We start from the raw sequence: 22,554 nt of genomic DNA on the forward strand, positions 1-22,554 counted from the left end.
AGTCGCGCGTTGCCATCTGCGCTTCTCACGGTTTTGGGAAGCTGAGTTTGAAGAATTTTAAAGAGTTGAGTAAGTAACATGTCGAATGTCGAATTTAACCCAGTGGATCATCCACACCGCCGTTACAACCCTCTGACTGGGCAATGGATTTTGGTTTCACCTCACCGTGCTAAACGCCCTTGGAGCGGCGCAGATGAAAAGCCCGCATTGGATGAGCTACCAAGCTATGACGGTAAATGTTTCCTTTGTCCAACCAACGAACGTATCTCTGGCGATGTTAATCCAGACTACCAAGGCACCTATGTGTTCAATAACGATTTTGCTGCGCTGATGGTGGATTCACCAGATGCACCGGAGTCAAACAACCCGCTATTCAAAACGCAAGGTGTGCGTGGTTTGAGCCGAGTGATTTGCTTCTCGCCAGATCACAGCAAAACCTTACCGGAGCTGCCAGTGGATAAAATTCGTGGCGTGATAGATACATGGAACGAACAAATTGAAGAGCTCGGCAAAGAGTACGTTTGGGTTCAGGCGTTCGAAAACAAAGGTGAAACCATGGGCTGTTCTCAGCCTCATCCGCACGGTCAAATCTGGGCGAACAGCTTCTTACCAAATGAAATCGAGCGTAAAGAGCACAACCTAAAAGCCTACTACCAAGAACACGGCAGCAACTTGCTGGTGGATTACGTACAAGCGGAACTCAAAGACGGTTCACGTATTGTGTTGGAAACCGAACACTGGCTGGCGGTGGTGCCTTACTGGGCTGCTTGGCCGTTCGAAACCATGTTGTTGCCGAAAACGCACATTCGTCGCATGAGCGAACTCAGCGATGAGCAACGAGACGATTTAGCGCGAGCGATCAAGAAGCTGACCAGCCGTTACGACAATTTATTCCAATGCTCTTTCCCTTACTCGATGGGCTGGCACTACGCGCCGTTTTTTGACGAAGGCACAGACATCGACCATTGGCAGCTTCATGCACTTTTTTATCCGCCACTACTGCGCAGTGCCACGGTTCGTAAGTTCATGGTGGGCTACGAAATGCTGGCAGAAAGCCAACGTGACCTGACCGCAGAGCAAGCGGCGCAGCGTCTGCGTGATGTGAGTGATGTCCACTACAAAGAATGCTAAGTCTTTAAATTGGACTGATTACGAATAACGGGATAGCGCGACTTTACAGATAGAAAGTTAGGCTCAATGCGCTATCCCACACAAATTACTATTTTAAGAGAACGTCCCTATGTCTGAACTTATCCAAAATGTGAAAGCGTCATTTGAGCAAGTGTTGGGCTACGCACCTAGCCATATTATTCAAGCGCCTGGTCGTGTGAACTTGATTGGTGAGCACACCGATTACAACGATGGTTTTGTCCTACCGTGTGCCATTAACTACCAAACGGTCGTGGCGGCGGCAAAGCGTGAAGACAATATCGTGCGTGTGGTTTCGGTCGATTATGGCAACGCAGTGGACGAGTTCGATATCACGCAAGCCATTACCTTCCAGCAAGATAAAATGTGGGCGAACTACATTCGCGGCGTGGTGAAGTGTCTTCTGGCGCGTGGCTACCAGTTTACTGGGGCGGATATTTCAGTCAGCGGCAACGTACCTCAAGGCGCGGGTTTGAGCTCATCGGCGGCATTGGAAGTGGTGATCGGTCAAACGTTTAAAGTGCTGTTTAACCTTGAAATCAGCCAAGCCGAAATCGCCTTAAACGGTCAGCAAGCAGAGAATGAATTCGTCGGTTGCAACTGCGGCATCATGGATCAAATGATTTCAGCGGAAGGGCGTGAAAATCATGCGATGCTATTAGATTGCCGTAGCCTTGAAACTGAAGCAGTCTCAATGCCAGAAGAGATGGCAGTCGTGATCATCAACTCGAATAAAAAACGTGGTTTGGTCGACAGTGAATACAACACTCGTCGTCAGCAATGTGAAGAAGCGGCGCGTATTTTCGGTGTGAAAGCTTTGCGTGATGTGACGATTGAGCAGTTCAACGAGAAAGTCGCTGAGCTGGATGAAATGGTGGCAAAACGTGCCCGTCATGTCATCACAGAAAACGATCGTACTGTGGAAGCAGCGCAAGCGCTACGAGCACACGACATGAAGCGTATGGGCGAGCTGATGGCCGAGTCTCATGCCTCGATGCGCGATGATTTCGAAATCACGGTAAAAGAAATCGATACGCTGGTGGAGATAGTCAAAGAGGTGATCGGCGATCAAGGCGGCGTGCGCATGACCGGCGGTGGCTTTGGTGGTTGCATCGTGGCACTTGTACCGCCAGCACTGGTTGATGACGTGAAAGCGGTAGTTGAAGCGAAGTACCAAGCAGCTACGGGCTTAAAAGAGTCGATTTATGTTTGCCAAGCCAAAAATGGTGCGGGTTTGGTTGAAGTGCTGTAAGGAATGATGATGAAAGCCTATTTTCAACAACTAGAACAAGCGATGGCGCAAACGCCGTCGTTTGATGGCCAAACTGCGACTCTGATTCATTTGACCAACGCGAATGGTATGACGGCGTCGTTTATGGATATCGGTGCGACATGGTTGAGTTGCACATTACCGGTAAATGGTGAAAACCGTGAAGTGTTGTTGCGCTCACCAAATATGGCTGAACACATGAAGCAAGACGCTTACTTCGGTTCCATTGTTGGCCGGTTTGCTAACCGAATTGCGAAGGGGCAGTTTGAGATAGACGGAGAGAAGTATCAACTTGGTATCAATAACGGTGAAAACTCACTGCACGGTGGCCTAGAAGGGTTTGATAAACGCAGCTGGAAGGTTGAAGAGCAAAATGATCAACAGGTCACTTTTTCACTTCGCTCCCCGGACGGTGACCAAGGCTATCCGGGAAACCTCGAAGTGAAGGTGATGTACACGCTCACTGACGAGAATGAACTAGCTATCGCCTATGATGCTAAGACCGACAAAACATCTCCAGTGAATTTAACCAATCACGCCTACTTTAACTTGGCTGGTGAGGCGAGCCGCGCGAAAAGTTTGGATCATACTTTACAGCTTAACGCTGGATATTACTTGCCAACGGATGCGGGGTTAATTCCTACCGGTGAACAAAAGCCAGTTTTGGGTACCAGTTTCGACTTCACCGAGCCAAAATCGATAGGCCAAGAATTTCTTGCCGAGCAAGATCAGAAAACTGCTGGTGGCTACGATCACGCCTTTGTCTTCATGCCTGAAGTGACCGATGGCGTATCTGTCGCTGCGGTTTTAATTGCACCAAAAGAAGATGTGGTGATGAAGGTGAAAACCACCAAGCCTGCCATCCAGTTTTATTCAGGTAATTTCTTAGCCGGTACGCCAGGTGCAAGTAAAACTTACGAACGCTATGACGGCCTAGCATTGGAAACGCAATACTTTCCAGACGGGCCAAACAAACCAGAATGGGGACTCAACAATGGGGTGTTGAGCTCTGGGGATTGCTATCAGCATCAAACTACTTATCAGTTTGAATTTTAGATAGCACTTCTACCCTTTGAACTTGCAGCGGCAGCGATGCTGCAACTCCAACGACTTTGGGTGTTATGGTGGGCTACATGCCCACCTTTTTTGTTTTTGTCGAAGAGGTTCGAACGATGAGCTCACCCTCTACTTTGCGTTTGTTAGAAAGCAACGGTTGCCCTTCAATCAGTGCCATCAACGATTCGATTGCGAGTTTACCCATGTCTGAGTAGGGCAGTTCAACCGACGTTAATGCTGGGAAGCTTTCAGAGGCGATTTGCTGATTATCGTAACCGACAACGGCAACATCCTGAGGAATCTTCAACCCCAACTCCGCTATCGCTTGGTAGCACCCCATTGCCATATAGTCGCTGCCACAGAAAATCGCTTCTGGCGGCTGCTCCATATTCAGTAGTGCCAGTGTTTGCTGGTGCGCTTCTTTTAGCGACCAGTTTGCATCGACTAAATACTCTGAGTTAGGAATGATGTCTGCATCAATGAGAGCCTGACGATAACCATCGGCACGTTGCTTACTGGCTAGCATCCAACTTTCACCAGACAGCATGGCAATGCGACGATAACCTTGCGCTGTGAGGTGGGAAACTGCTTTGTAAGCTCCAATCATATCGGCCGGCAAAATACTTGGCGTTTCGGTGTGTTCTTCGTTGGTGCAGTTCAGCAGCACAGTCGGTAAGGAAGTTGTGACGCGTTGCTGCTCCAACTCTCGCGTCATACTGGATGCGTAAACCAAACCTGCGTAATCACCGCCGTTTATCTCCGACTCAATCTTGCTTGCCAACACTTCATCATGGCTGTAATTGAACGTCACCAATATGTAGTCGTTCGACCACGCTTCTTCTCTCGCTGCATTGATGGCATCGATAAATGGGTCATAACTGGTTAAGCCATTGATCACCAATGCGATCTTTTTAGGGCGTCCCAAAGCATGGGCAACCTTTTTGTTTTTGTAGCCAAGTGATTCTGCGGTTTCGAGCACTTTACGTTTGGTCGCTTCCGCGATTTTTACGGAAGTTGAGCCATTCAATACCAGCGATACGGTCGACTGAGAGACGCCAGCCGCCGCCGCAATGTCACTCATGGTGATTTTTTTAGCCATTCTGTTCTTTTACTTAATTTCGTTAGCTAAAGATATTAGCTAAAGATTAAGTTCGGATCATCCTTTAAAGATGAAGATCACAAAAGTAAGTCAGAGCAACTTAAAAGCTGTGATTTTCACCACGTTTATTCTTTGAGCACCTAGTCATTAAATTATCAATTAATATATTAGCTAATATTATTAGTTAATAATTTAGTTTTAAGGTGAGTAAGATGAAAAGATGGTCGGAAGAGAAAGCGTGGCAATGGCAAAAAGAGCATGGCTGGCTACGTGGCTTTAACTATTTACCGCGCACAGCGGTTAACTGGAATGAGATGTGGCAAGCGGAATCTTTTTCTCCAGAGGTGATGGAACAAGAGTTAGCTTGGGCGCATGATGTGGGTTACAACACTTTACGTACCAACTTACCATTTATAGTTTGGCAAGCGGATCGCGATGGTTTACATGCGCGAATTGAGCGCTTTCTGGATATTTGCGAACGCAATCAAATCAAAGTGATGCTCACGCCGATGGATGACTGCGGTTTTTCGGGCGACCATCCTTATCTTGGTGAACAAAAAGCGCCAGTACCGGATTTGCACAACAGCCAAGCAGCAGCCAGTCCTGGTCGCAATGTGGTGATGGACAAATCTATGTGGGGTGAGGTCGAAGCGTATATTCGCGACATCATCTCTACCTACAAAAATGACCCTCGAATCGTTATTTGGGATCTCTATAACGAGCCAACCAACCGCATGATTTTCACCACTACGGGTGAGATCGCTTACGACGAAGAAATGGAAATCTTTAGTCATGAGCTGATGGAACAAGCGTTTGAGTGGGCACGTGAAGAAAACCCAACTCAGCCTCTCACCGTTGGCGCTTGGCATGCGCCAAGCATTCTTGACCGAAGCCTGCCGATTTATGAACACCCAACCGATCGCAAAGCGATGGAGCTATCGGACATCATTACTTTCCACGCTTACTTACCACTCTATCTGTTCCATAAAGCCGTTGAAGTTGTAGAAAGCTACAACCGACCAATGATGTGTACTGAGTGGCTTGCTCGTCATGCGCAATCGTACATGCACGAACAGCTTCCGGTCTTTAAACAGAAAAACATTGGCTGCTACCAGTGGGGATTAGTGAAAGGAAAAACACAAACGCATCTGCCTTGGCCAGAGATAAAACGTAGCGATGCAAACTATGCGAGTCAATGGTTCCACGATCTGCTTGATGAGCAAGGACAGCCGTATGACGCAAGCGAAGTGCAATTGATAAAAACACTCGCAGAAGTGGATTAATTGCCTGTGAGCCGACTCTGAGAAATGGGTCGGTTTCTTATTTACAATAAAATCAATTGAGACGTGAACAATGACTACTCTACAAAACAAACTCACTAATAAGGAGCTGATGTCTTATTTCGGCTATGGGGTAGGCCAGTGCTTTAGCTTTGGTCTAGTCGGCTCTTTTATTCTTTATTTCTATACCGATATTTTGGGCATTTCTCCAATTGCGGCGAGTACGATTTTTTTGATTGCTCGTGTGTGGGATGCGGTAAACGATCCGCTCATTGCCGGATACATGGACACGTTAGACTCTCGCTTTGGTAAATTCCGCCCTTACATGCTGTTTACGCCGGTTCTGATTGTTCTGGTCACGGTGGCCGCTTTCTATAACATCGATGCTGATACATCGACAAAAGTGATGTATGCCGGTATCACTTACATTCTTTGGGGTACGCTTTACACCATTTCTGATGTGCCGTTTTGGTCTATGTCTTCTGTTATGACGGATGAACCACAAGAGCGAGCAAAAGCGGCAACTTGTGCCATGTTAGGGGTGAATGCGGGTATTGGTGCGACTTTGGTTGTGTTCCCAAAACTGAGCGCTTACTTCGCTGATGGCCGGGCAGATCAGGGTTACTTACCAGCTGTGACTGTGTTGATGATTGCGGGTTTGTTCTTCATGCTGAACGGTTTTTACAACACCAAAGAACGCATCTCGACGAAGAGCTGCGAAAAAGTTACTCTAAAACAAACCTTTCAAGCTGTTCGTAAAAACAAGCCGTTGTTTTTTATTCTGGCAGCTTTTTTCATGAATGTGTTTTTCAATCTAGTGAATGGCCTGTACATTTTCTTCTTCACATACAACATGGGGGACGCAGGGTTAGTCTCTCTGATTGGTACCATCACTTTGGTAAGTGCGATTGCGTGTTTGGCTACGCCTGTGCTGACAAAGCGTTTCAAAAAGCGTGACATCTTTATTGCGCTGTGTGTTTTAGAGATCATCGCTCGCATTGGGTTCTATTTTACTGGCTATGATAATCCAACGGTCGTGATGGCGTGGTTAGCGGTGATTACAGGCATCTTTATGATGACCAACCCTCTTATCTCGGCCATGATTGCAGATACAGTAGAGTACTCGTACTACCACAGCGGCAAACGTACTGCGGCGATCACGTTCTCGGGACAAACCTTTACAGGCAAACTCTCTGTCGCGGTAGCGGGCGGCTTGACGGGGGTAATCTTGACGATGATTGGCTATGTACCAAATGCGGCGCAAACGGAAACCGCGCTCAATGGCATGTTCTTCTGTATTGCGTTGCTACCCGCATTGGGAGCTCTAGGGCGCATCTTCATTATGTCTCGCTACACATTTACCGAAGACCAACATGCGATTTTACGAGAAAAATTACAGCGTGGTGAGTTTGCGCAAGGCGTTGACGTTAAGTCTGTAAAACCGCATGAAGCCTTGAGCTAGAATCCATATCGTCTCGACAAGTGCTCAAAGAAAAGCCCACTCAATAAACTGAGCGGGCTTTTCGTTTTCAATTTACAGATTATCCACTATCAACAACGCTCAACAGAATTTCTTCGTACTAACGTTGGGCTAAAAATAATGGTTTCATCTTCAACTTTTTCGTCACGAGATAGCGCCAAAGCCAAACGGGCGGCGCGTTCTGCCATCATCTCGATTGGGTAGCGAATAGTAGTCAAGCTAGGGTGAACAAAGCGGGCGATCAAGCCATCATCGAACCCGACCATAGAAACCTTACTTGGTACGTCAATGCCATTTTGATCTAACGCTGCGAGTGCGCCAGCGGCCATGTAGTCGTTGTAGGCCACCACTCCAGTAATCTCCAAAGATTTGGTTAACAGGTTGGTCATCGCAACTTCGCCACCATCACTGTTGGGCTCACCGTATTCGATGTAGCTTTTGGAGAGTTCAATACCATGTTCTTTCAATGCGGCTTGGTAACCTTGCAAGCGTTCATCGGTATCTTCGATATCGTGGGATGAGGCAATGCAAGCGATTTTGCGATGCCCGTGACGAATCAAATATTCTGTCGCGAGGAATGCTCCTTTGCGGTTATCAAGGGAAATACAGCGTTCGGCCAGCTCTGGGATATGACGATTGATAAGCACCATACCTTTCACCTCTTGGGCGTAGCCAATTAGCTCCTCATCAGATAAGCCTTTCGAGTGGATGACTATTGCATCGCAACGGCTGTTGATCAGCAATTCTAGGGCTTGACGCTCATCTTCTGGATTATGATAACCGTTGCCAATCAAGATATGTTTGCCATTTTCGCGCGCGACATTATCGACGGATTTGACCAGCGTGCCGAAGAAAGGATCGGACACATCACTCACCAACACACCCATGGTATTTGTGCTTTGACTCACCAGAGCGCGAGCTGCGGCATTGGGTCTGTAACCCAATTTTCTCATTGCTTTGGTGACCGACTCTACCGATGATTGACTGGCTTTTGGGGACTTGTTGATCACGCGAGAAACCGTTGCGACCGAAACGCCGGCTTCTTTCGCGACATCCTTGATCGTTGCCATATAGAACCTTTAGTGGCTAAAAAATTTTGACTGAAAGTATTAAACACCCATTGTGTAATAAGTGCAATTTGATAGAGGATTTGCTTTCGGAAATGAGATCTTTACCACTTGTATTTATTAAGCTTACTGATAGTGTAAACGTTATCTTTTTAGTAAAACTTTACTGAGGTTTTAATTATGGAAACTATCGCTTACTCTGATTTTGCCAAATTAGAAATTCGTACCGGAAAAATCATTGAAGTAGCTCGTCATCAAAATGCAGACAAGCTGTATATTGTGCAGATTGATATTGGTGAAAAAACACTGCAAACCGTAACCAGCTTAGTGCCTTATTACACCGAGGAAGAGTTGATGGGCAAACAAGTGGTCGTGTTGTGTAATCTTGCCAAAGCCAAAATGCGCGGTGAAACCTCTGAATGTATGTTGTTATGCGCAGAAACGGATGATGAATCCGAAAGTGTGTTACTAACGCCAGAAAGAGCGATGCCGACCGGGGTGAGAATTGTTTAGAGTTTAATCAAGCAAACGTTTTATTGTTCGTGTTTATGTTTTGTGTCTCATTTTATAAATAAATCAATAGATATATATTCAACTCTATTTATAATCTCCGCGCTTTTAAAACTGTTTAACAGTATGAAAAATATAGGAAATTATAATGAAAAAAGTATTGCCACTATTGGCTTTAGGTGCAGTGGTTGCTTCAGCGTCAGTTCAAGCAAAAGGTAACTGGTATGTTGGCGCAGATGTTCTTAACTCTGATCTTAAAGTTGAAGGACACTCTTACAGCTCTTCGGCGACTGGCTTGGGTATTGCAGTAGGTAAAGAACTGCAATTTTCAAAAAACTTCAAATTGGCTTTAGAAGGTGAATACGTTTACTACGGTAGCTTCGAAGAAAAAAAATCGGGTGCGGGTAATTGGTTAGAAGCGACAGTTGAAGGTTATTCGTTCAACCTTAATGCTAAACCTAAGTACCAATTCTCTGGTACCGGTTTTTATGTTGGTGCCGTCGTTGGTCTTGGTGTAACGGGCGTTGATTTGGAGACAAAGTCAAACCTTTCTAGCCTTACTGGCAAGACTGATGGCAGCGATGCTGGCTTTAACTATGGTGCTGAAGTGGGGTATGAATTTGCTTCAGGCCTGATTGTTTCTGGTGGCTACCGTGCTTCGACAGTAACCATTGATGTTGAAGGTGGTGGCGATCTCGAATTTGATTTTGACAGCCTTTACGTTGGCGTTGACTACAAATTCTAAGTTCGCGTATGCAAATATAGATACTAAAAAGGAGCCATTAGGCTCCTTTTTTGATCAGATTATCAATCAACTCATAATGGTGCTCTTGCACGCCTGCAAGGTTGCCATATTTGGGTTGGTGGCGGTCATTTTCTTTCGCGTGGTGCCAGCCAATGGTGTGACGTACAAAATGCTCCGCAAACGCATGGGATACCTCCAAGCAACCTGCTAGCACGGTATCAACATAGCTTTGCATGATTGGGCTGTTTGCGCACGGTGGTAGTGGCTCGTCTTTTACGTAAACCCAAATCTCATGTCCTTGGTTAAAGTTCGCGTCCGTTTCGATTTGATCTGGCTGAATTTGAATACGATGATAGCCACGTTCACGGCGATCGAATTCTGCGAGAGCTTCTTCATTCACTTCGAGTAAAACGCCATTGACCTGTCCATTGCCTTGGTTCACAACCAGTGGAGACAGAGTGTAGCTGTCATCAATCTTTCCCCAGTAGCGAACCAGTCCATGAGCAATGACGGGAATGGCTTCTCCCGTTTGTCCGGTTAACTTGCGCGACGCGGAATTGATTAAACTGCCATAGCCAAATATGTACATCTTCGTTGCATCCCTTAACTCATTTTTGTGTCTTGGACTGTTTATACCTAACCAGCCCATGAAGCTCAAACTTTACCCCTTAAGTATAATCTTATTTTTAACATGTATTTTTTATGCATGTTTATGGTAGCATCAACATCGTAGTTGAGTTAACCAGCATCGAGAGACGCTTGAGGGCAAGATAATGCTGAACATCACCGATAAAAAAGTGGAAGAAAAAATCCCCGCATGGCTGCGATTAGGCTTTCGGCCGTTTTTTCTGTTTGGGTCGATTTACGCCATTGTTGCGATTGCGTTGTGGGTGTGGATGTTCCAAACCGGACAGCCAAACGCATTAGCTGTACCGGCATTGTGGTGGCACGTGCATGAAATGTTATTTGGTTTTTCGATGGCGATTGTGGTTGGTTTTGTATTGACTGCTGTACAAAACTGGACGGGCATTAATGGCACCAAGCATTACACGCTTTTGGTCATATTTGGCTTGTGGTTAGCACCTAGAATATTGCTTTGGACGCCAGTACCCTTGTGGTTAACCAGCAGCATTGAAGCGGTATTTTTACTGTTTGTTGCCTATGAGGTAGGCATTCGTGTTTATCGAGCCAAAGGCTGGCGTAATTTGTTTTTTGTACCGCTGTTTCTTTTGGCCATCTTTGCGAACTTTGCAAGTTACGCGACGATAAAAGGCATGCCGCCGTTTACTTCTTCTGCTGTGTGGCAGGCGATGTTGTGGTGGTTTACGTTGTTATTGTCAGTGATGGGCGGACGTGTGATTCCATTCTTTACTGCGCGTCGATTTAATTTCGAAAAAGCTCAACCACTGCCGTGGTTAGATTGGTTCGCGAACTTGCCGTTGGTAATGCTATTTGTGCTGAGCTTTTTCCCCGTGACGTTTGCAGAATTAGGCAATCCGTTGATGCTGTTTGCAGGAGTTGCTCAGTTGGTGCGTTTTGTTCGCTGGAAACCTTGGTTAACCCTGAGCGAGCCTTTAGTGTGGTCGCTGCATGCTGCGTATTTGTGTTTGCCACTAAGCTTAATTTTGCGAGGCGCTTGGGAAGATGCATTTGCTAGCCATAACCTCATTCACCTGTTTGCGATAGGTGCGTTAGGCGGTTTGATTTTGGCGATGATCGCGCGCGTGACGATGGGGCACACTGGTCGCATGATCTACAAAGGGCCAAACATGAGCCTTGCGTTTGCGGCGATTACCGCGGCTGCTTTGGTTCGCAGTTTCGCCGTGATCTTTGACCCAGCGAACATGATGCTGTGGATTGATATCAGTGGCGGATTGTGGATTGTCGCGTTTGGGCTGTTTGTGTGGCGCTTTGGTATGATGCTCGTGACCCCTCGTGTGGATGGTCATCCTGGATAAAGCGTTTAGACTTGAGTGGTAAAAAAGAGGAGCGTGTCGCTCCTCTTTTGGTTTCTGCGCTTTACGGTTTTATCGCTTATTCATCATCCGTTTTGTTCGTGAACCCTAAGCGTTTGAACAGCAACCACTCTAGGCCAAAGATCACAATCAAAGCGATGCAGAACCAAGTGAACGCCATGGAGGATTCTACGCCCGGCATGCCACCAATGTTGATACCAAGTAGTCCTGTTAGGAAGCTGGTTGGTAAGAAAATGGTGGCAACTAAAGTAAACAGGTAACTGTTTTTATTGGTCTTCTCGTCTCGGTTGTGTTTGATTTCGTCTTGGAAAAGCGCCACTTCGCCAAGGTAAAATTCAATCGTTTCGTTGATGCGAGTAATGTTGTTATGCGCGAAGCGATATTGGTGAGGTCTTGATGTTACCAATTCTGACTCTGACTCGATCAAATCACGAATCGCATATTGCTGAGGGCGAATAAAACGTTTGATGGAAATAAGCGCCTTTTGTGCCGCAATGTGGTTGTACGTTGACTCATCATTGACGTCAAACTCGTTTAACGTTTCTTCGATGGTGTCGAGATATAAGTCGATTTTGCCGTTCAACCCTTCGATGATTTGATTCAGTAAGCTCGCCAGGCTTTTCGGCCCTTTGTGCTCTGCTAATGCTTGGCGAATTTCCATGATTGCACGTGATGGGATCTTACGAGTCGAGATCAGTGCGCCCTGAAAATAGAGGATACGGATACTGAGCATGTCTTCTGGCGACGCATTCTCGTTCATGTTGATGCCTCGTAAGATCAGCATGAAGTTATCGTCATCCAAAGGATGGAAAGATGGTCGGCTCTCGTCGGCTAACAGATGATCGACCGTCGCACGTGGTACGTGATTGTCTTCTAGCCAGCCACGAATATCGGGATGAAGCCTTTCACAGTGGTACCAATGATTCGGTTGAATGTGTTCCGCCGCTGTTGTTTCTTGAGTCGCCATTGGGGTTGAGAAATCCCAATGTTCAATCATAAAACCCATTTTCTTTTCCTTGTATGAGCCTATACCCCAATAATTTCCAGATGCTTGACTTAGCGAGAATGACTTAGCGCACGACACGCCGCAATGTTCTCACGTCTTCACATTGAAGTCATGGGGGATAATTATTCAAATGAGTATGATTGCATTTTACGCCAAATGTCTATGAATAATTGTTCTTATTGGTAAGCAAGTGAAGCAATAAGAACCGCACAGTAACAAGGGGAAACAAAAAGCCTGCAACGAGGCAGGCTTTGTCATAGGTGAGGGGGAGGAGCTTTTTAGCTAACCTGAGAAAGGTTGACTACTTTTTGTTGCAACTTTTCTTTCAGGTAGTCGGCAAGTGCCTGTTTTTCTTCGTCGTTCATGTAAAGACCAAGTTTAGTACGACGCCATAAAATGTCTTCGTCGGTTAGCGCCATTTCATGATTCATCAAGTAATCGATCTCGCGTTGGTACACGCCGCCTGCTTGCTCTGAGAACGCTTGGCCAAGATCGGCTTCACTGGATGCGCCTTCCATCAAATCCCACGTTTGCGTACCAAACTGAGTCACATAGCGCAGAATCAGCGCTTGCGGTGCCCATGAGTATTTCGCGTGAATTTGTTTCGCTAACTGTTCACGGGTGCAGCTAAAGTTACCACCTGGTAGCGTTTGATTTGCTGTCCAGTTACCACCCATTTGAGGTAGGTACGGTTCCAGTTTCTTCATCGCCGCTTCACCGAGTTTACGGTAAGTCGTTAGCTTGCCACCGAATACTGACAACAATGGTGCTTGGTCGTACTCTGCATCGAGCTCTAGCGTGTAGTCTCGTGTGATCGCTTGCGGTGAGTCAGACTCATCATCACACAGAGGACGTACACCACTGTAAGTCCAAACCACATCTTCACTAGTAAGCTGGTGGACAAAGTGTTGGTTCACGATGTCGATGAGGTAATCAACTTCGTCATCCGAGATCGCCACTTCACGTGGGTCACCTTTGTATTCCACATCTGTCGTACCGATGATTGAGAACTTATCTAGATAAGGAATCATAAATACGATGCGGTTATCTTTGTTTTGAAGAATGTAGGCTTGCGGTTCGTTGTGGATACGAGGAACAACGATGTGCGAGCCTTTGATCAAACGAATGTTGCGAGGGGAGGTTTGCTCCAATCCTTCATCAAAGAACTGTTTCACCCATGGACCAGCAGCGTTAACCAGAGCTTTCGCTTTGCGCTCGAAGCGTTGGTCTGTTGTTACGTCATGGATTGTTACGTGCCATACGCCGTTTTCACGGTGCGCTTTTTCAACGCGACAGTAGTTACGTACTTCGGCGTGGTTTTCACGAGCCGCCATAACGTTCAGCAAGACTAAACGAGCGTCATCCACCCAGCAGTCTGAGTATTCGAAACCGGTTTTCATTTCTGGTTTTAGCAAGCCAGATTTTGCAAGGTTGACGGTTTTACTGCCAGGTAGAGTTGTGCGTTTGCCCAAGTTATCGTAAAGGAATAGGCCACAGCGGATCATCCAAGCTGGGCGTAGGAATGGGCGATGAGGCAAACGGAAACGCATTGGTAGAGCGACGTGTGGCGCTTTACGTAGAATCACTTCACGTTCTGCGAGCGCTTCCGAAACCAAACGAAACTCGTAGTGTTCAAGGTAGCGTAATCCACCGTGAATAAGTTTAGAACTTGCTGAAGACGTTGCTGATGCAAAATCGTTAGCTTCATATAAACCGACACTCAAACCGCGGCCAGCTGCATCAGCTGCAATGCCAGCCCCGTTAATGCCGCCACCGATAACGATCAAGTCTAAAAGAGTGGATGAGCTAGTTGTGGAAGTATTTTTTTGTATACTCATGAATTTGACCTCTTGGTGAGCGAACGAGCATTTTAGAACATGATTTAATCCTAGCTCAGGTTTCGTTTGTGATCATCTATTATTTTCGTTTGTGAGCGTTTTGTGTGATTTGGGTATAAAAAAACCTCTGTCTAATTAAGACAGAGGTCATTTTGAGGTTCAAATTTGAGCGATTTATCTATTCGGCGTCTGCTGATGTTACATTCGCTTCGACCACTTCGAGGGGAATTGCGGCGTCTTTTAAGATCGCGAGAATTTCTTCTGGTGGCTGTTTGTTAGTAAATATCATGTTCAGCTGCGCGATGTTGCCCAGTTTCACCATGGCATTGCGACCAAACTTTGTGTGGTCGACGGCGAGAAATACGCTGCGGCTGTTGTCGATGATCGCTTGCTTCACGCGTACCTCGTGGTAATCAAAGTCCAATAGGGAACCATCAAAATCGATGCCACTGATGCCGAGAATGCCAAAATCGAGACGGAACTGTTTCACGAAATCGAGCGTTGCTTCGCCTACGATACCGCCATCGCGGCTGCGGACTTCACCACCCGCTAAGATGACCTTAATCTCTGGGTTGGGGAAGAGAATGGTTGCCACGTTGATGTTGTTGGTGACTACGCGTAGCTGCTTGTGGCTCTTAGTGAGCGCACGTGCGACGGCTTCTGGTGTTGTGCCGATATCAATAAATAGCGTCGCGCCGTCAGGAATGTGTTTCACCACCTCTTCTGCAATGACATCTTTTTCATTGAAGTTAAGCGCTTTACGCGTGTTGTAAGATGTGTTTTCAGAACTGAGAGGGATGGTTGCACCACCGTGATAACGACGAATTTTGTTGTCGTCTGCGAGTTCGTTGAGATCGCGTCGGATGGTTTGTGGGCTGACATTGAATCTTTCTACCAACTCATCCGTGCTGACATAGCCTTGTTTTTTCACCAGTTCAACAATCTGCTGGTGTCTAGGTATTTGCTTCACTTACCACTCCCTTGTGCATTGGTAACGGCCAATGCTTCAAATTCGAAGCGCTATTGTGCTCGAATTTGCGCGTTGTGAGAAGTAAAGGCAGGTAGGAATCGGGGATAAGACGCAAAAAAGAGCGCTCAAATGGCGCTCTTTTTTCGTTTGGGAGAAAAATTAATCGTCTTCGTCGTGCAGTTCAGACCAAGTTTGCGCACATTTCACAGCGCGTTTCCAACCTTTGTAACGACGGTTGCGTTTTTCTTCGTCATCATGCGGTTCGAACGTACGATCAAGCACTGCTTTATCTTGCAGCTCATCAATGCTGTTCCAGTAACCAACCGCTAAACCTGCCAGGTATGCAGCACCAAGAGCCGTTACTTCAGTCACTTGTGGACGGTGTACTTCTGTGTTTAATACATCCGATTGGAATTGCATTAGGAAGTTGTTTGCTACCGCACCGCCATCAACACGCAAGTTTGCGAGCTTGATTCCAGAGTCAGCTTGCATCGCATCCAATACGTCACGAGTTTGGTAAGCGATGCCTTCCAGAGTCGCTCGGATAATGTGGTTTGAGTTCACACCGCGAGTAAGGCCAACAATGGTGCCACGTGCGTAAGCATCCCAGTATGGAGCGCCAAGGCCAGTAAAGGCTGGTACTACATAAACGCCGTTCGATGTGTCCACTTTTGTTGCGAAGTATTCAGAATCTTCTGCGCCGTTTAGGATTTTCAGTTCATCACGTAGCCACTGGATAGAGGCACCACCCATGAACACAGCACCTTCAAGTGCGTAAGCTGGCTCGCCTTTCGGACCACAAGCTAGAGTGGTAAGCAGACCATTCTTCGAGGTGACTTTCTCTTGGCCAGTGTTCATCAGCAAGAAACAACCTGTGCCGTATGTGTTTTTCGCTTGGCCAGCTTCCACACACATTTGGCCGTATAGCGCCGCTTGTTGGTCACCTGCAATACCTGCGATAGGAATACGAGTACCGCCTTTACCACCGATGTTCGTTTTGCCGTAAATTTCCGAAGAGCGTTTTACTTCTGGCATCATTGATGCCGGAATGCCCATCTCATCCAACAGCTTTTGGTCCCAACATAGGTCGTTGATGTTAAACAGCATGGTACGTGATGCGTTGGTGTAGTCAGTAACGTGAACGCGGCCTTGAGTCATCTTCCATACTAACCACGTATCGACGGTACCAAACAGTAGTTTACCTGCTTCTGCATCTTCGCGTGCGCCTTCTACGTTATCCAGAATCCACTTCACTTTAGTGCCAGAGAAGTAAGGGTCAAGCACCAAGCCGGTGTTGTCGCGAACGTAATCTTCTAAGCCGCGGCTTTTTAGGTCTTCACAAATGTCTGCGGTGCGACGACATTGCCATACGATTGCGTTGTAGACGGGTTTGCCTGTTTCTTTGTTCCAGACGATGGTGGTTTCACGTTGGTTCGTAATACCAATAGCAGCTAATTGGTCGCTTCGGATGCCTGACTTAGCCAAAGCTTCAACTAATGTAGAGCTTTGTGTTGCCCAGATTTCCATTGGATCGTGCTCAACCCAACCTGCTTGTGGATAAATCTGAGTAAACTCTCGCTGAGCGACGCTTACGATATTGGCGTCGTGATCAAGAATAACAGCGCGAGAGCTTGTCGTACCTTGGTCGAGGGCAACAATGTATTTTTGCTCAGTCATGGTAAGAATCCTTTTGTTTCGTTATTTATATTTTAGTAATTGGCAAGCGGTTAAGCTCGAGCTTCTTCTGTTTCTTCTTCAGTATCACATTGGTTTGGAATGGTACAACCGTGACCTTGGCGAGGGAGGTATGCCGCGATCGCTTTTGGATATAACCAACCACCAAAGCAAGCACCCGCAATAGGAGCAAGAAGGGGAACGATAAAGTAAGGGATGTCTTTAGCGCCGGTCAGTGCGTAATCCCAACCTGCAAAGTACGCGAACAGTTTAGGGCCAAAGTCACGAGCTGGGTTCATCGCAAAGCCAGTCAGTGGACCAAGAGAACCACCAATAACCGCGATCAGAATACCAATCAATAATGGGTTCATCGCGCCACGAGCGGCACCGTTGTTTTCATCACCCAGAGCCAAAATGGCAAACATTAATACAGCTGTAATGACGAATTCCACAGCAAATGCGCCAAAGAAAGAAAGAGAAGCGTGTGGGTAAGTTGAGAAAATACCAGCCGTTGCAAGGGCGTCTTGGCTGCTACGTACAAAGTTGTGTGCGATTTCGTAATCGGTGAAAAGGTTGCTGTACAAGCTGTAAACCAAAGCGGCAGAGAAAAATGCACCTAACATCTGAGCGATGATGTACGGAACCACTTTCGCTTTATCGAAACCATGAAACATCGCTAATGCAATGGTCACGGCTGGGTTGATGTGTGCGCCTGAAACGCCGGCAGTACAGTAGATCGCGATGGAGACACCTAAGCCCCATACAATACTGATTTCCCATTGTCCAAAAGATGCGCCTGTTAACACTAAGGCTGCGACGCAGCCAACGCCGAAGAAGATGAGTAGTCCTGTACCGATGAACTCGGCCAAACATTCTCCGAGCAGAGAGGGGTGTTTGTTGGTTGTCATGTTAAGAGTCCTATAGTTATTTTTGCTTATCCAGCACGATAGTATTGTGCACATATAAACGTTTGCGAAAATAAACGAGCGTTAAAAATGAGCGTTTGAGCATGAATTTGTTAACCAAACTCTTCGTTTTTGTTAAATGGCGCATCTTTTGACCAGAAAGGAAACTGATAGAAAGCTCTTTATAGGGATGAGTGAGTCATTTTCATCGCTCAAATTACCGATGTGAAAACAAATGCACAACTGGTAAGAGGAGTTTTGTGAAGCTGGTTCGTCAATGGTGGATTATCGTTCAATAGTTTGTGTAAAAATTAATCCCTAAGAGGTAGTTAAAGCCAGATATAGCAAAGGCTTGGGGGGAGATCCTGAAAGAAAATAACTAGAACGCACGACGATAAAATCGTACTCGCGTAGAACGAGAGTACGATATGGATTTTGCCTTCCAAAAGTGTGTTCATCGCGCTAAGTGTACGAAATGTGCACCTCAGTAGAACTTGGTTGTTTTTGGGCTCTTTATTTCGTTTGAAACTAAACACCAAACTTTTCCTTCACTTTTGTTATTACTGATTTTTCCTTAGCTTAATGCGTCATGCAGCATCATTTATCTCGAATTTGTGTTCCTATTCGATCCTTTATTTTGTTTAGTTTCGAATGTGAGTGATTAAATGTTCTTTTTTGATCAAGAAAAGATATTAACGAATTCTGAGTAAAGTTGAACGGCTGTCTAATTAATGGTGGCTAATTTACTGTATTTACTAATAATTAATTCCTATGCAACATTTATCACAGAAATTAAATCCTAACCTCATACAATGCAGAAACTTTCGAACGAATGTTAATTTTGTTTCGTTCGCTCCTTTTGGGTTCTTTACCATCGCATATACATAATGAGGTTCCTATGTTTGGAATATTCAAACCTAAGGCGCACATTGATCGTCTATCCCCAGATAGCATTGATAGCACCTATTCTCGCCTCCGTTGGCAACTGTTCATCGGTATTTTTGTTGGCTACGCTGGCTACTATTTGGTTCGTAAAAACTTCAGTTTAGCGATGCCGTACCTCATCGAGGAGGGTTACAGCCGTGGTGACCTTGGTGTTGCTTTGGCCGCTGTTTCAATCGCTTATGGCCTTTCAAAATTCTTGATGGGCAGCGTGTCTGACCGTTCTAACCCGCGCTATTTCCTCAGTGGCGGTTTGTTGATGTCTGCTTTGGTTATGTTCTGCTTTGGCTTTATGCCATGGGCAACAGGCAGCATCACGGCGATGTTTATTCTTCTATTTTTGAACGGTTGGTTCCAAGGTATGGGGTGGCCGGCCTGTGGGCGAACCATGGTGCACTGGTGGTCACGTAAAGAGCGTGGTGAGATCGTTTCGGTTTGGAACGTGGCGCACAACGTGGGTGGCGGTTTGATTGGTCCACTATTCATTTTGGGTCTGTGGGCATTTAACGATGATTGGCGCACCGCATTTTATGTACCTGCATTTTTCGCCACTTTGGTTGCAGTGTTCATTTGGATGACGGTTCGAGATACGCCTCAGTCTTGTGGTCTACCGCCGATTGAAGAGTACAAAGATGACTACCCAGATGACTACGACAAGTCGCATGAACATGAAATGACGGCGAAAGAAATTTTCTTCAAGTACGTATTCAACAATAAACTGTTGTGGTCGATTGCGATTGCAAACGCGTTTGTTTACTTGATCCGTTACGGTGTGTTGGACTGGGCACCCGTTTATCTAAAAGAAGCGAAGGACTTCTCGGTAGATAAATCGTCTTGGGCTTACTTCCTATACGAGTGGGCGGGTATTCCTGGCACGTTATTGTGTGGTTGGATTTCGGACAAACTGTTCAAAGGCCGTCGTGCACCTGCAGGCATCTTGTTCATGGTATTGGTAACGTTGGCGGTATTGGTTTACTGGTTCAACCCTGCGGGCAACCCAACAATCGATATGATGGCTCTTATCGCGATTGGCTTCTTGATTTACGGCCCTGTCATGCTGATTGGTTTGTATGCACTTGAATTGGCACCGAAAAAAGCAGCGGGTACTGCTGCTGGTCTAACTGGCTTGTTTGGTTACTTAGGCGGTGCGGTGGCTGCAAACGCGGTTCTTGGTTACACCGTGGACCATTTCGGTTGGGATGGCGGTTTCATCATTCTAATTGGTTCATGTATTACTTCTATCGTGTGTTTGACGTATGCGCTTCTAGGCGAACGCGCACACCACGAGCAAAAAGAGCGCGAAAAGGAACAAGAAGCGCTAGCGTAATATTTATTTAAAGAGGCAGTGGAATACTGCCTCTTCGCTTTATCAAGGATATAACAATGAAAACCAAGTCAGTATGTCTCACATTTTTAGCGCTTAGCCTATCTGCTGGCGCAATTGCAAAGCCGCTTGTTATCGCTCACCGCGGCGCTTCTGGTTATTTGCCGGAGCACACTTTAGAAGCCAAAGCTTTGGCTTATGCAATGAAACCAGATTACATCGAGCAAGATGTCGTGATGACGAAAGACGACCAGTTAGTGGTGTTGCATGACCATTACTTGGATCGCGTCACGGATGTAGCGGAGCGTTTTCCTGATCGCGCACGCGAAGATGGTCGTTATTACGCGATTGACTTTACTCTGGCTGAAATCAAATCTCTGCGAGTCACTGAAGGGTTCAATATCGACGAAAACGGCAAAAAAGTCGCCGGTTATCCAACCCGATTCCCAATGTGGAAATCTGATTTCACTGTACCGACGTTTGCTGAAGAGATTGAACTGATCCAAGGCCTTAATAAAACGTTGGGTTACGACATCGGTATTTACCCAGAAATTAAAGCGCCTTGGTTCCATCGTCACGAAGGCAAGGACATTTCTAAAGCGGTGCTTAAAGTCTTGAAGCAGTACGGTTACGACTCGCAAGACGACAAAGTCTACCTGCAGTGTTTTGATGCGAATGAACTGCAACGCATTAACAGTGAGTTGATGCCAGCAATGGACATGGATTTAAAGCTCGTTCAGCTCATGGCTTACACCGATTGGAACGAAACTATGGTGTACAAAGGCGATACAGCAATGCCATACAGCTATGATTGGATGTTCGAAGCCGACGGCATGAAGAAAGTGGCGAGTTACGCCGAAGGTATTGGACCTTGGAAGCCGATGCTGGTGGATGATAAGTCAACCAAAGACAATATCATCATCAAGCCGTTGATGAAGGCTGCAAAAGACGCTGGCTTGCAAGTTCATCCATACACGTTCCGTGCCGATCCAGGACGTATTTCTGTGTACACGGACAGCTTTGAAGGCATGATGGATGTATACTACAACCAAGTGAAAGTGGATGGTTTGTTTACTGATTTCCCAGATAAAGCAGTCAGCTTTTTAAATCAGTAATCAGCACTCACACATTTTGCTTTAAGCTAAAAAATCCCCCAACAGTTTCCTGCTGGGGGATTTTCGTATTCTTATTAGTTGTTTTTATGCAGTTCGCTGTTCAGTTCAACCGCGCTCTTGTTTGCAAGACACTCGATTTGACCTGTCACAGAGTTACGACGGAACAGTAGGTCAGAAACACCAGCAAGGTCGCGTGCTTTCACCACTTCGACTTCTTGACCTGCAGAATCTAGCATGCGCACTTTAGAACCAGCAGTCACGTACAAACCTGACTCGATAGTACAACGGTCACCCATTGGGAAACCAAGACCTGCGTTCGCGCCTAGTAGTGAATTTTCACCAATAGAAACCACAACTTTACCGCCGCCAGATAGCGTACCCATGATCGATGCGCCGCCACCGATGTCTGAACCGTTACCAACAACTACGCCAGCAGAGATACGGCCTTCAACCATGCTCACGCCAGTTGTGCCCGCGTTGAAGTTGATGAAGCCTTCGTGCATAACAGTTGTGCCTTCGCCAACGTGTGCGCCAAGACGAACGCGAGAAGTGTCTGCGATACGAACACCAGTTGGAACCACGTAGTCCACCATTTTAGGGAACTTGTCTACGCAATCTACGCTTAGCGTACGGCCAGCTAGGCGAGCTTCGATTTGACGCTCAGCCAGCTCAGGTAGGTCGATTGGGCCTTCGTTTGTCCATGCGATGTTGTGTAGTAGACCGAAGATGCCATCCAGTACCGTGCCGTGTGGCTTAACTAGACGGTTAGAGATAAGTTGAAGTTTTAGGAAGCCTTCAGCAACAGATTGTGGTTGTTCATCCGTAGCTAGAATAACCAGTACAAGTGGTTGTGCTGATTCTGCTGCTTTGGTTGCGAAAGATGCGTTTGCTGCATCGCCGTTTGCTTCGAATGCTGCCGCAAGTTCTGCACTTTGTGCCGCAGAGATCTCGATAGCTTGGTTGCCTTGCTCGTAACCTGCTACTGCAGCCAGTGCGTTAACAAGTGTGTCGCTTGGGTTAAGAACTGGGTTTGGGAAAAACGCTTCGATGATTTTACCGTCGCGGTTTTTAGTTGCCGTACCAAAGGCTAGAGAAAAGAAAGCCATAGTTGATCTCCATGTGTTGAGTCTTGTGTCTCGTCTGTTCAC

At 46.4% G+C, this 22,554-nt stretch carries 19 protein-coding genes; 10 read left to right on the forward strand and 9 right to left on the reverse strand.

Annotation, left to right across the window (positions count from 1 at the left end; all coding sequences use genetic code 11):
- Nucleotides 1-78: 78 nt before the first annotated feature.
- The 3 genes from ACF8CV_RS19010 to galM all read left to right on the forward strand — a co-directional run bounded on the left by ACF8CV_RS19010 (nucleotide 79) and on the right by galM (nucleotide 3,475).
- Nucleotides 79-1,131 carry a UDP-glucose--hexose-1-phosphate uridylyltransferase gene (locus ACF8CV_RS19010; RefSeq protein ID WP_069548492.1) on the forward strand — a complete coding sequence of 351 codons (1,053 nt, stop codon included), beginning with the start codon at nucleotides 79-81 and terminating at the stop codon, nucleotides 1,129-1,131.
- Between the two features lie 109 nt (nucleotides 1,132-1,240).
- Nucleotides 1,241-2,401, forward strand: a complete 1,161-nt coding sequence (galK, locus tag ACF8CV_RS19015) for a galactokinase (RefSeq protein WP_080534879.1) — start codon at nucleotides 1,241-1,243, stop codon at nucleotides 2,399-2,401.
- A gap of 9 nt (nucleotides 2,402-2,410) precedes the next feature.
- Entirely contained in the window at nucleotides 2,411-3,475 is a 1,065-nt protein-coding gene (gene galM, locus ACF8CV_RS19020) for a galactose-1-epimerase (protein WP_180793659.1), read from the forward strand.
- Between the two features lie 73 nt (nucleotides 3,476-3,548).
- Here galM and ACF8CV_RS19025 read toward each other — a convergent pair whose 3' ends face one another.
- Nucleotides 3,549-4,574, reverse strand: a complete 1,026-nt coding sequence (locus tag ACF8CV_RS19025) for a LacI family DNA-binding transcriptional regulator (RefSeq protein ID WP_006742407.1) — start codon at nucleotides 4,572-4,574, stop codon at nucleotides 3,549-3,551.
- A 212-nt stretch (nucleotides 4,575-4,786) separates the two neighbouring features.
- On the opposite strand from ACF8CV_RS19025, the gene ACF8CV_RS19030 reads away from it, so the two are divergent.
- Both ACF8CV_RS19030 and ACF8CV_RS19035 read left to right on the forward strand, forming a co-directional pair.
- On the forward strand, nucleotides 4,787-5,857 hold the full coding sequence (locus ACF8CV_RS19030) for a cellulase family glycosylhydrolase (RefSeq protein ID WP_138938278.1): 1,071 nt from the start codon (nucleotides 4,787-4,789) through the stop codon (nucleotides 5,855-5,857).
- 70 nt (nucleotides 5,858-5,927) lie between these two features.
- Nucleotides 5,928-7,316 carry an MFS transporter gene (locus ACF8CV_RS19035; RefSeq protein WP_138938277.1) on the forward strand — a complete coding sequence of 463 codons (1,389 nt, stop codon included), beginning with the start codon at nucleotides 5,928-5,930 and terminating at the stop codon, nucleotides 7,314-7,316.
- An 89-nt stretch (nucleotides 7,317-7,405) separates the two neighbouring features.
- Here ACF8CV_RS19035 and ACF8CV_RS19040 read toward each other — a convergent pair whose 3' ends face one another.
- Nucleotides 7,406-8,404, reverse strand: a complete 999-nt coding sequence (locus tag ACF8CV_RS19040) for a substrate-binding domain-containing protein (RefSeq protein WP_005456547.1) — start codon at nucleotides 8,402-8,404, stop codon at nucleotides 7,406-7,408.
- Between the two features lie 177 nt (nucleotides 8,405-8,581).
- Here ACF8CV_RS19040 and ACF8CV_RS19045 point away from each other — a divergent pair, with 177 nt between their 5' ends.
- Together ACF8CV_RS19045 and ACF8CV_RS19050 are read left to right on the forward strand one after the other, a co-directional pair.
- Entirely contained in the window at nucleotides 8,582-8,914 is a 333-nt protein-coding gene (locus ACF8CV_RS19045; protein WP_005494151.1) for a tRNA-binding protein, read from the forward strand.
- 145 nt (nucleotides 8,915-9,059) lie between these two features.
- A complete protein-coding gene (locus ACF8CV_RS19050) occupies nucleotides 9,060-9,656 on the forward strand; it encodes an outer membrane beta-barrel protein (protein WP_015297197.1) in 597 nt (198 codons plus the stop codon).
- Nucleotides 9,657-9,693: 37 nt separating this feature from the next.
- On the opposite strand, the gene ACF8CV_RS19055 is transcribed toward ACF8CV_RS19050, so the two are convergent.
- A complete protein-coding gene (locus tag ACF8CV_RS19055) occupies nucleotides 9,694-10,245 on the reverse strand; it encodes a gamma-glutamylcyclotransferase family protein (RefSeq protein ID WP_025534310.1) in 552 nt (183 codons plus the stop codon).
- Between the two features lie 184 nt (nucleotides 10,246-10,429).
- On the opposite strand from ACF8CV_RS19055, the gene ACF8CV_RS19060 reads away from it, so the two are divergent.
- Complete coding sequence (locus tag ACF8CV_RS19060) at nucleotides 10,430-11,614, forward strand: NnrS family protein (RefSeq protein WP_138938276.1); 1,185 nt, start codon at nucleotides 10,430-10,432, stop codon at nucleotides 11,612-11,614.
- A gap of 76 nt (nucleotides 11,615-11,690) precedes the next feature.
- Here the strand turns inward: ACF8CV_RS19060 and ACF8CV_RS19065 are convergent, their stop codons facing one another.
- The 5 genes from ACF8CV_RS19065 to ACF8CV_RS19085 all read right to left on the reverse strand — a co-directional run bounded on the left by ACF8CV_RS19065 (nucleotide 11,691) and on the right by ACF8CV_RS19085 (nucleotide 18,028).
- Complete coding sequence (locus ACF8CV_RS19065; RefSeq protein ID WP_005494158.1) at nucleotides 11,691-12,638, reverse strand: CorA family divalent cation transporter; 948 nt, start codon at nucleotides 12,636-12,638, stop codon at nucleotides 11,691-11,693.
- A gap of 278 nt (nucleotides 12,639-12,916) precedes the next feature.
- Nucleotides 12,917-14,476: a glycerol-3-phosphate dehydrogenase gene (glpD, locus tag ACF8CV_RS19070; protein ID WP_138938275.1), complete on the reverse strand. Its 1,560-nt coding sequence runs from the start codon at nucleotides 14,474-14,476 to the stop codon at nucleotides 12,917-12,919.
- Between the two features lie 178 nt (nucleotides 14,477-14,654).
- A complete protein-coding gene (locus tag ACF8CV_RS19075) occupies nucleotides 14,655-15,446 on the reverse strand; it encodes a DeoR/GlpR family transcriptional regulator (protein WP_005456614.1) in 792 nt (263 codons plus the stop codon).
- Between the two features lie 159 nt (nucleotides 15,447-15,605).
- Complete coding sequence (gene glpK, locus ACF8CV_RS19080) at nucleotides 15,606-17,123, reverse strand: glycerol kinase GlpK (protein WP_005456578.1); 1,518 nt, start codon at nucleotides 17,121-17,123, stop codon at nucleotides 15,606-15,608.
- A gap of 50 nt (nucleotides 17,124-17,173) precedes the next feature.
- Nucleotides 17,174-18,028, reverse strand: coding sequence for an MIP/aquaporin family protein (locus ACF8CV_RS19085; RefSeq protein ID WP_005456607.1), 855 nt, complete (start codon nucleotides 18,026-18,028; stop codon nucleotides 17,174-17,176).
- 895 nt (nucleotides 18,029-18,923) lie between these two features.
- Here ACF8CV_RS19085 and glpT point away from each other — a divergent pair.
- On the forward strand, nucleotides 18,924-20,294 hold the full coding sequence (gene glpT, locus ACF8CV_RS19090) for a glycerol-3-phosphate transporter (RefSeq protein WP_029830594.1): 1,371 nt from the start codon (nucleotides 18,924-18,926) through the stop codon (nucleotides 20,292-20,294).
- Between the two features lie 56 nt (nucleotides 20,295-20,350).
- Nucleotides 20,351-21,406, forward strand: coding sequence for a glycerophosphodiester phosphodiesterase (glpQ, locus tag ACF8CV_RS19095; RefSeq protein WP_138938274.1), 1,056 nt, complete (start codon nucleotides 20,351-20,353; stop codon nucleotides 21,404-21,406).
- Nucleotides 21,407-21,480: 74 nt separating this feature from the next.
- On the opposite strand, the gene dapD is transcribed toward glpQ, so the two are convergent.
- Entirely contained in the window at nucleotides 21,481-22,512 is a 1,032-nt protein-coding gene (dapD, locus tag ACF8CV_RS19100) for a 2,3,4,5-tetrahydropyridine-2,6-dicarboxylate N-succinyltransferase (RefSeq protein ID WP_005456577.1), read from the reverse strand.
- Nucleotides 22,513-22,554: the final 42 nt, after the last annotated feature.

This window comes from Vibrio sp. zbq_1 (assembly GCF_043102935.1).
In the GTDB taxonomy this organism is placed as follows: Bacteria; Pseudomonadota; Gammaproteobacteria; order Enterobacterales; family Vibrionaceae; genus Vibrio; species Vibrio parahaemolyticus.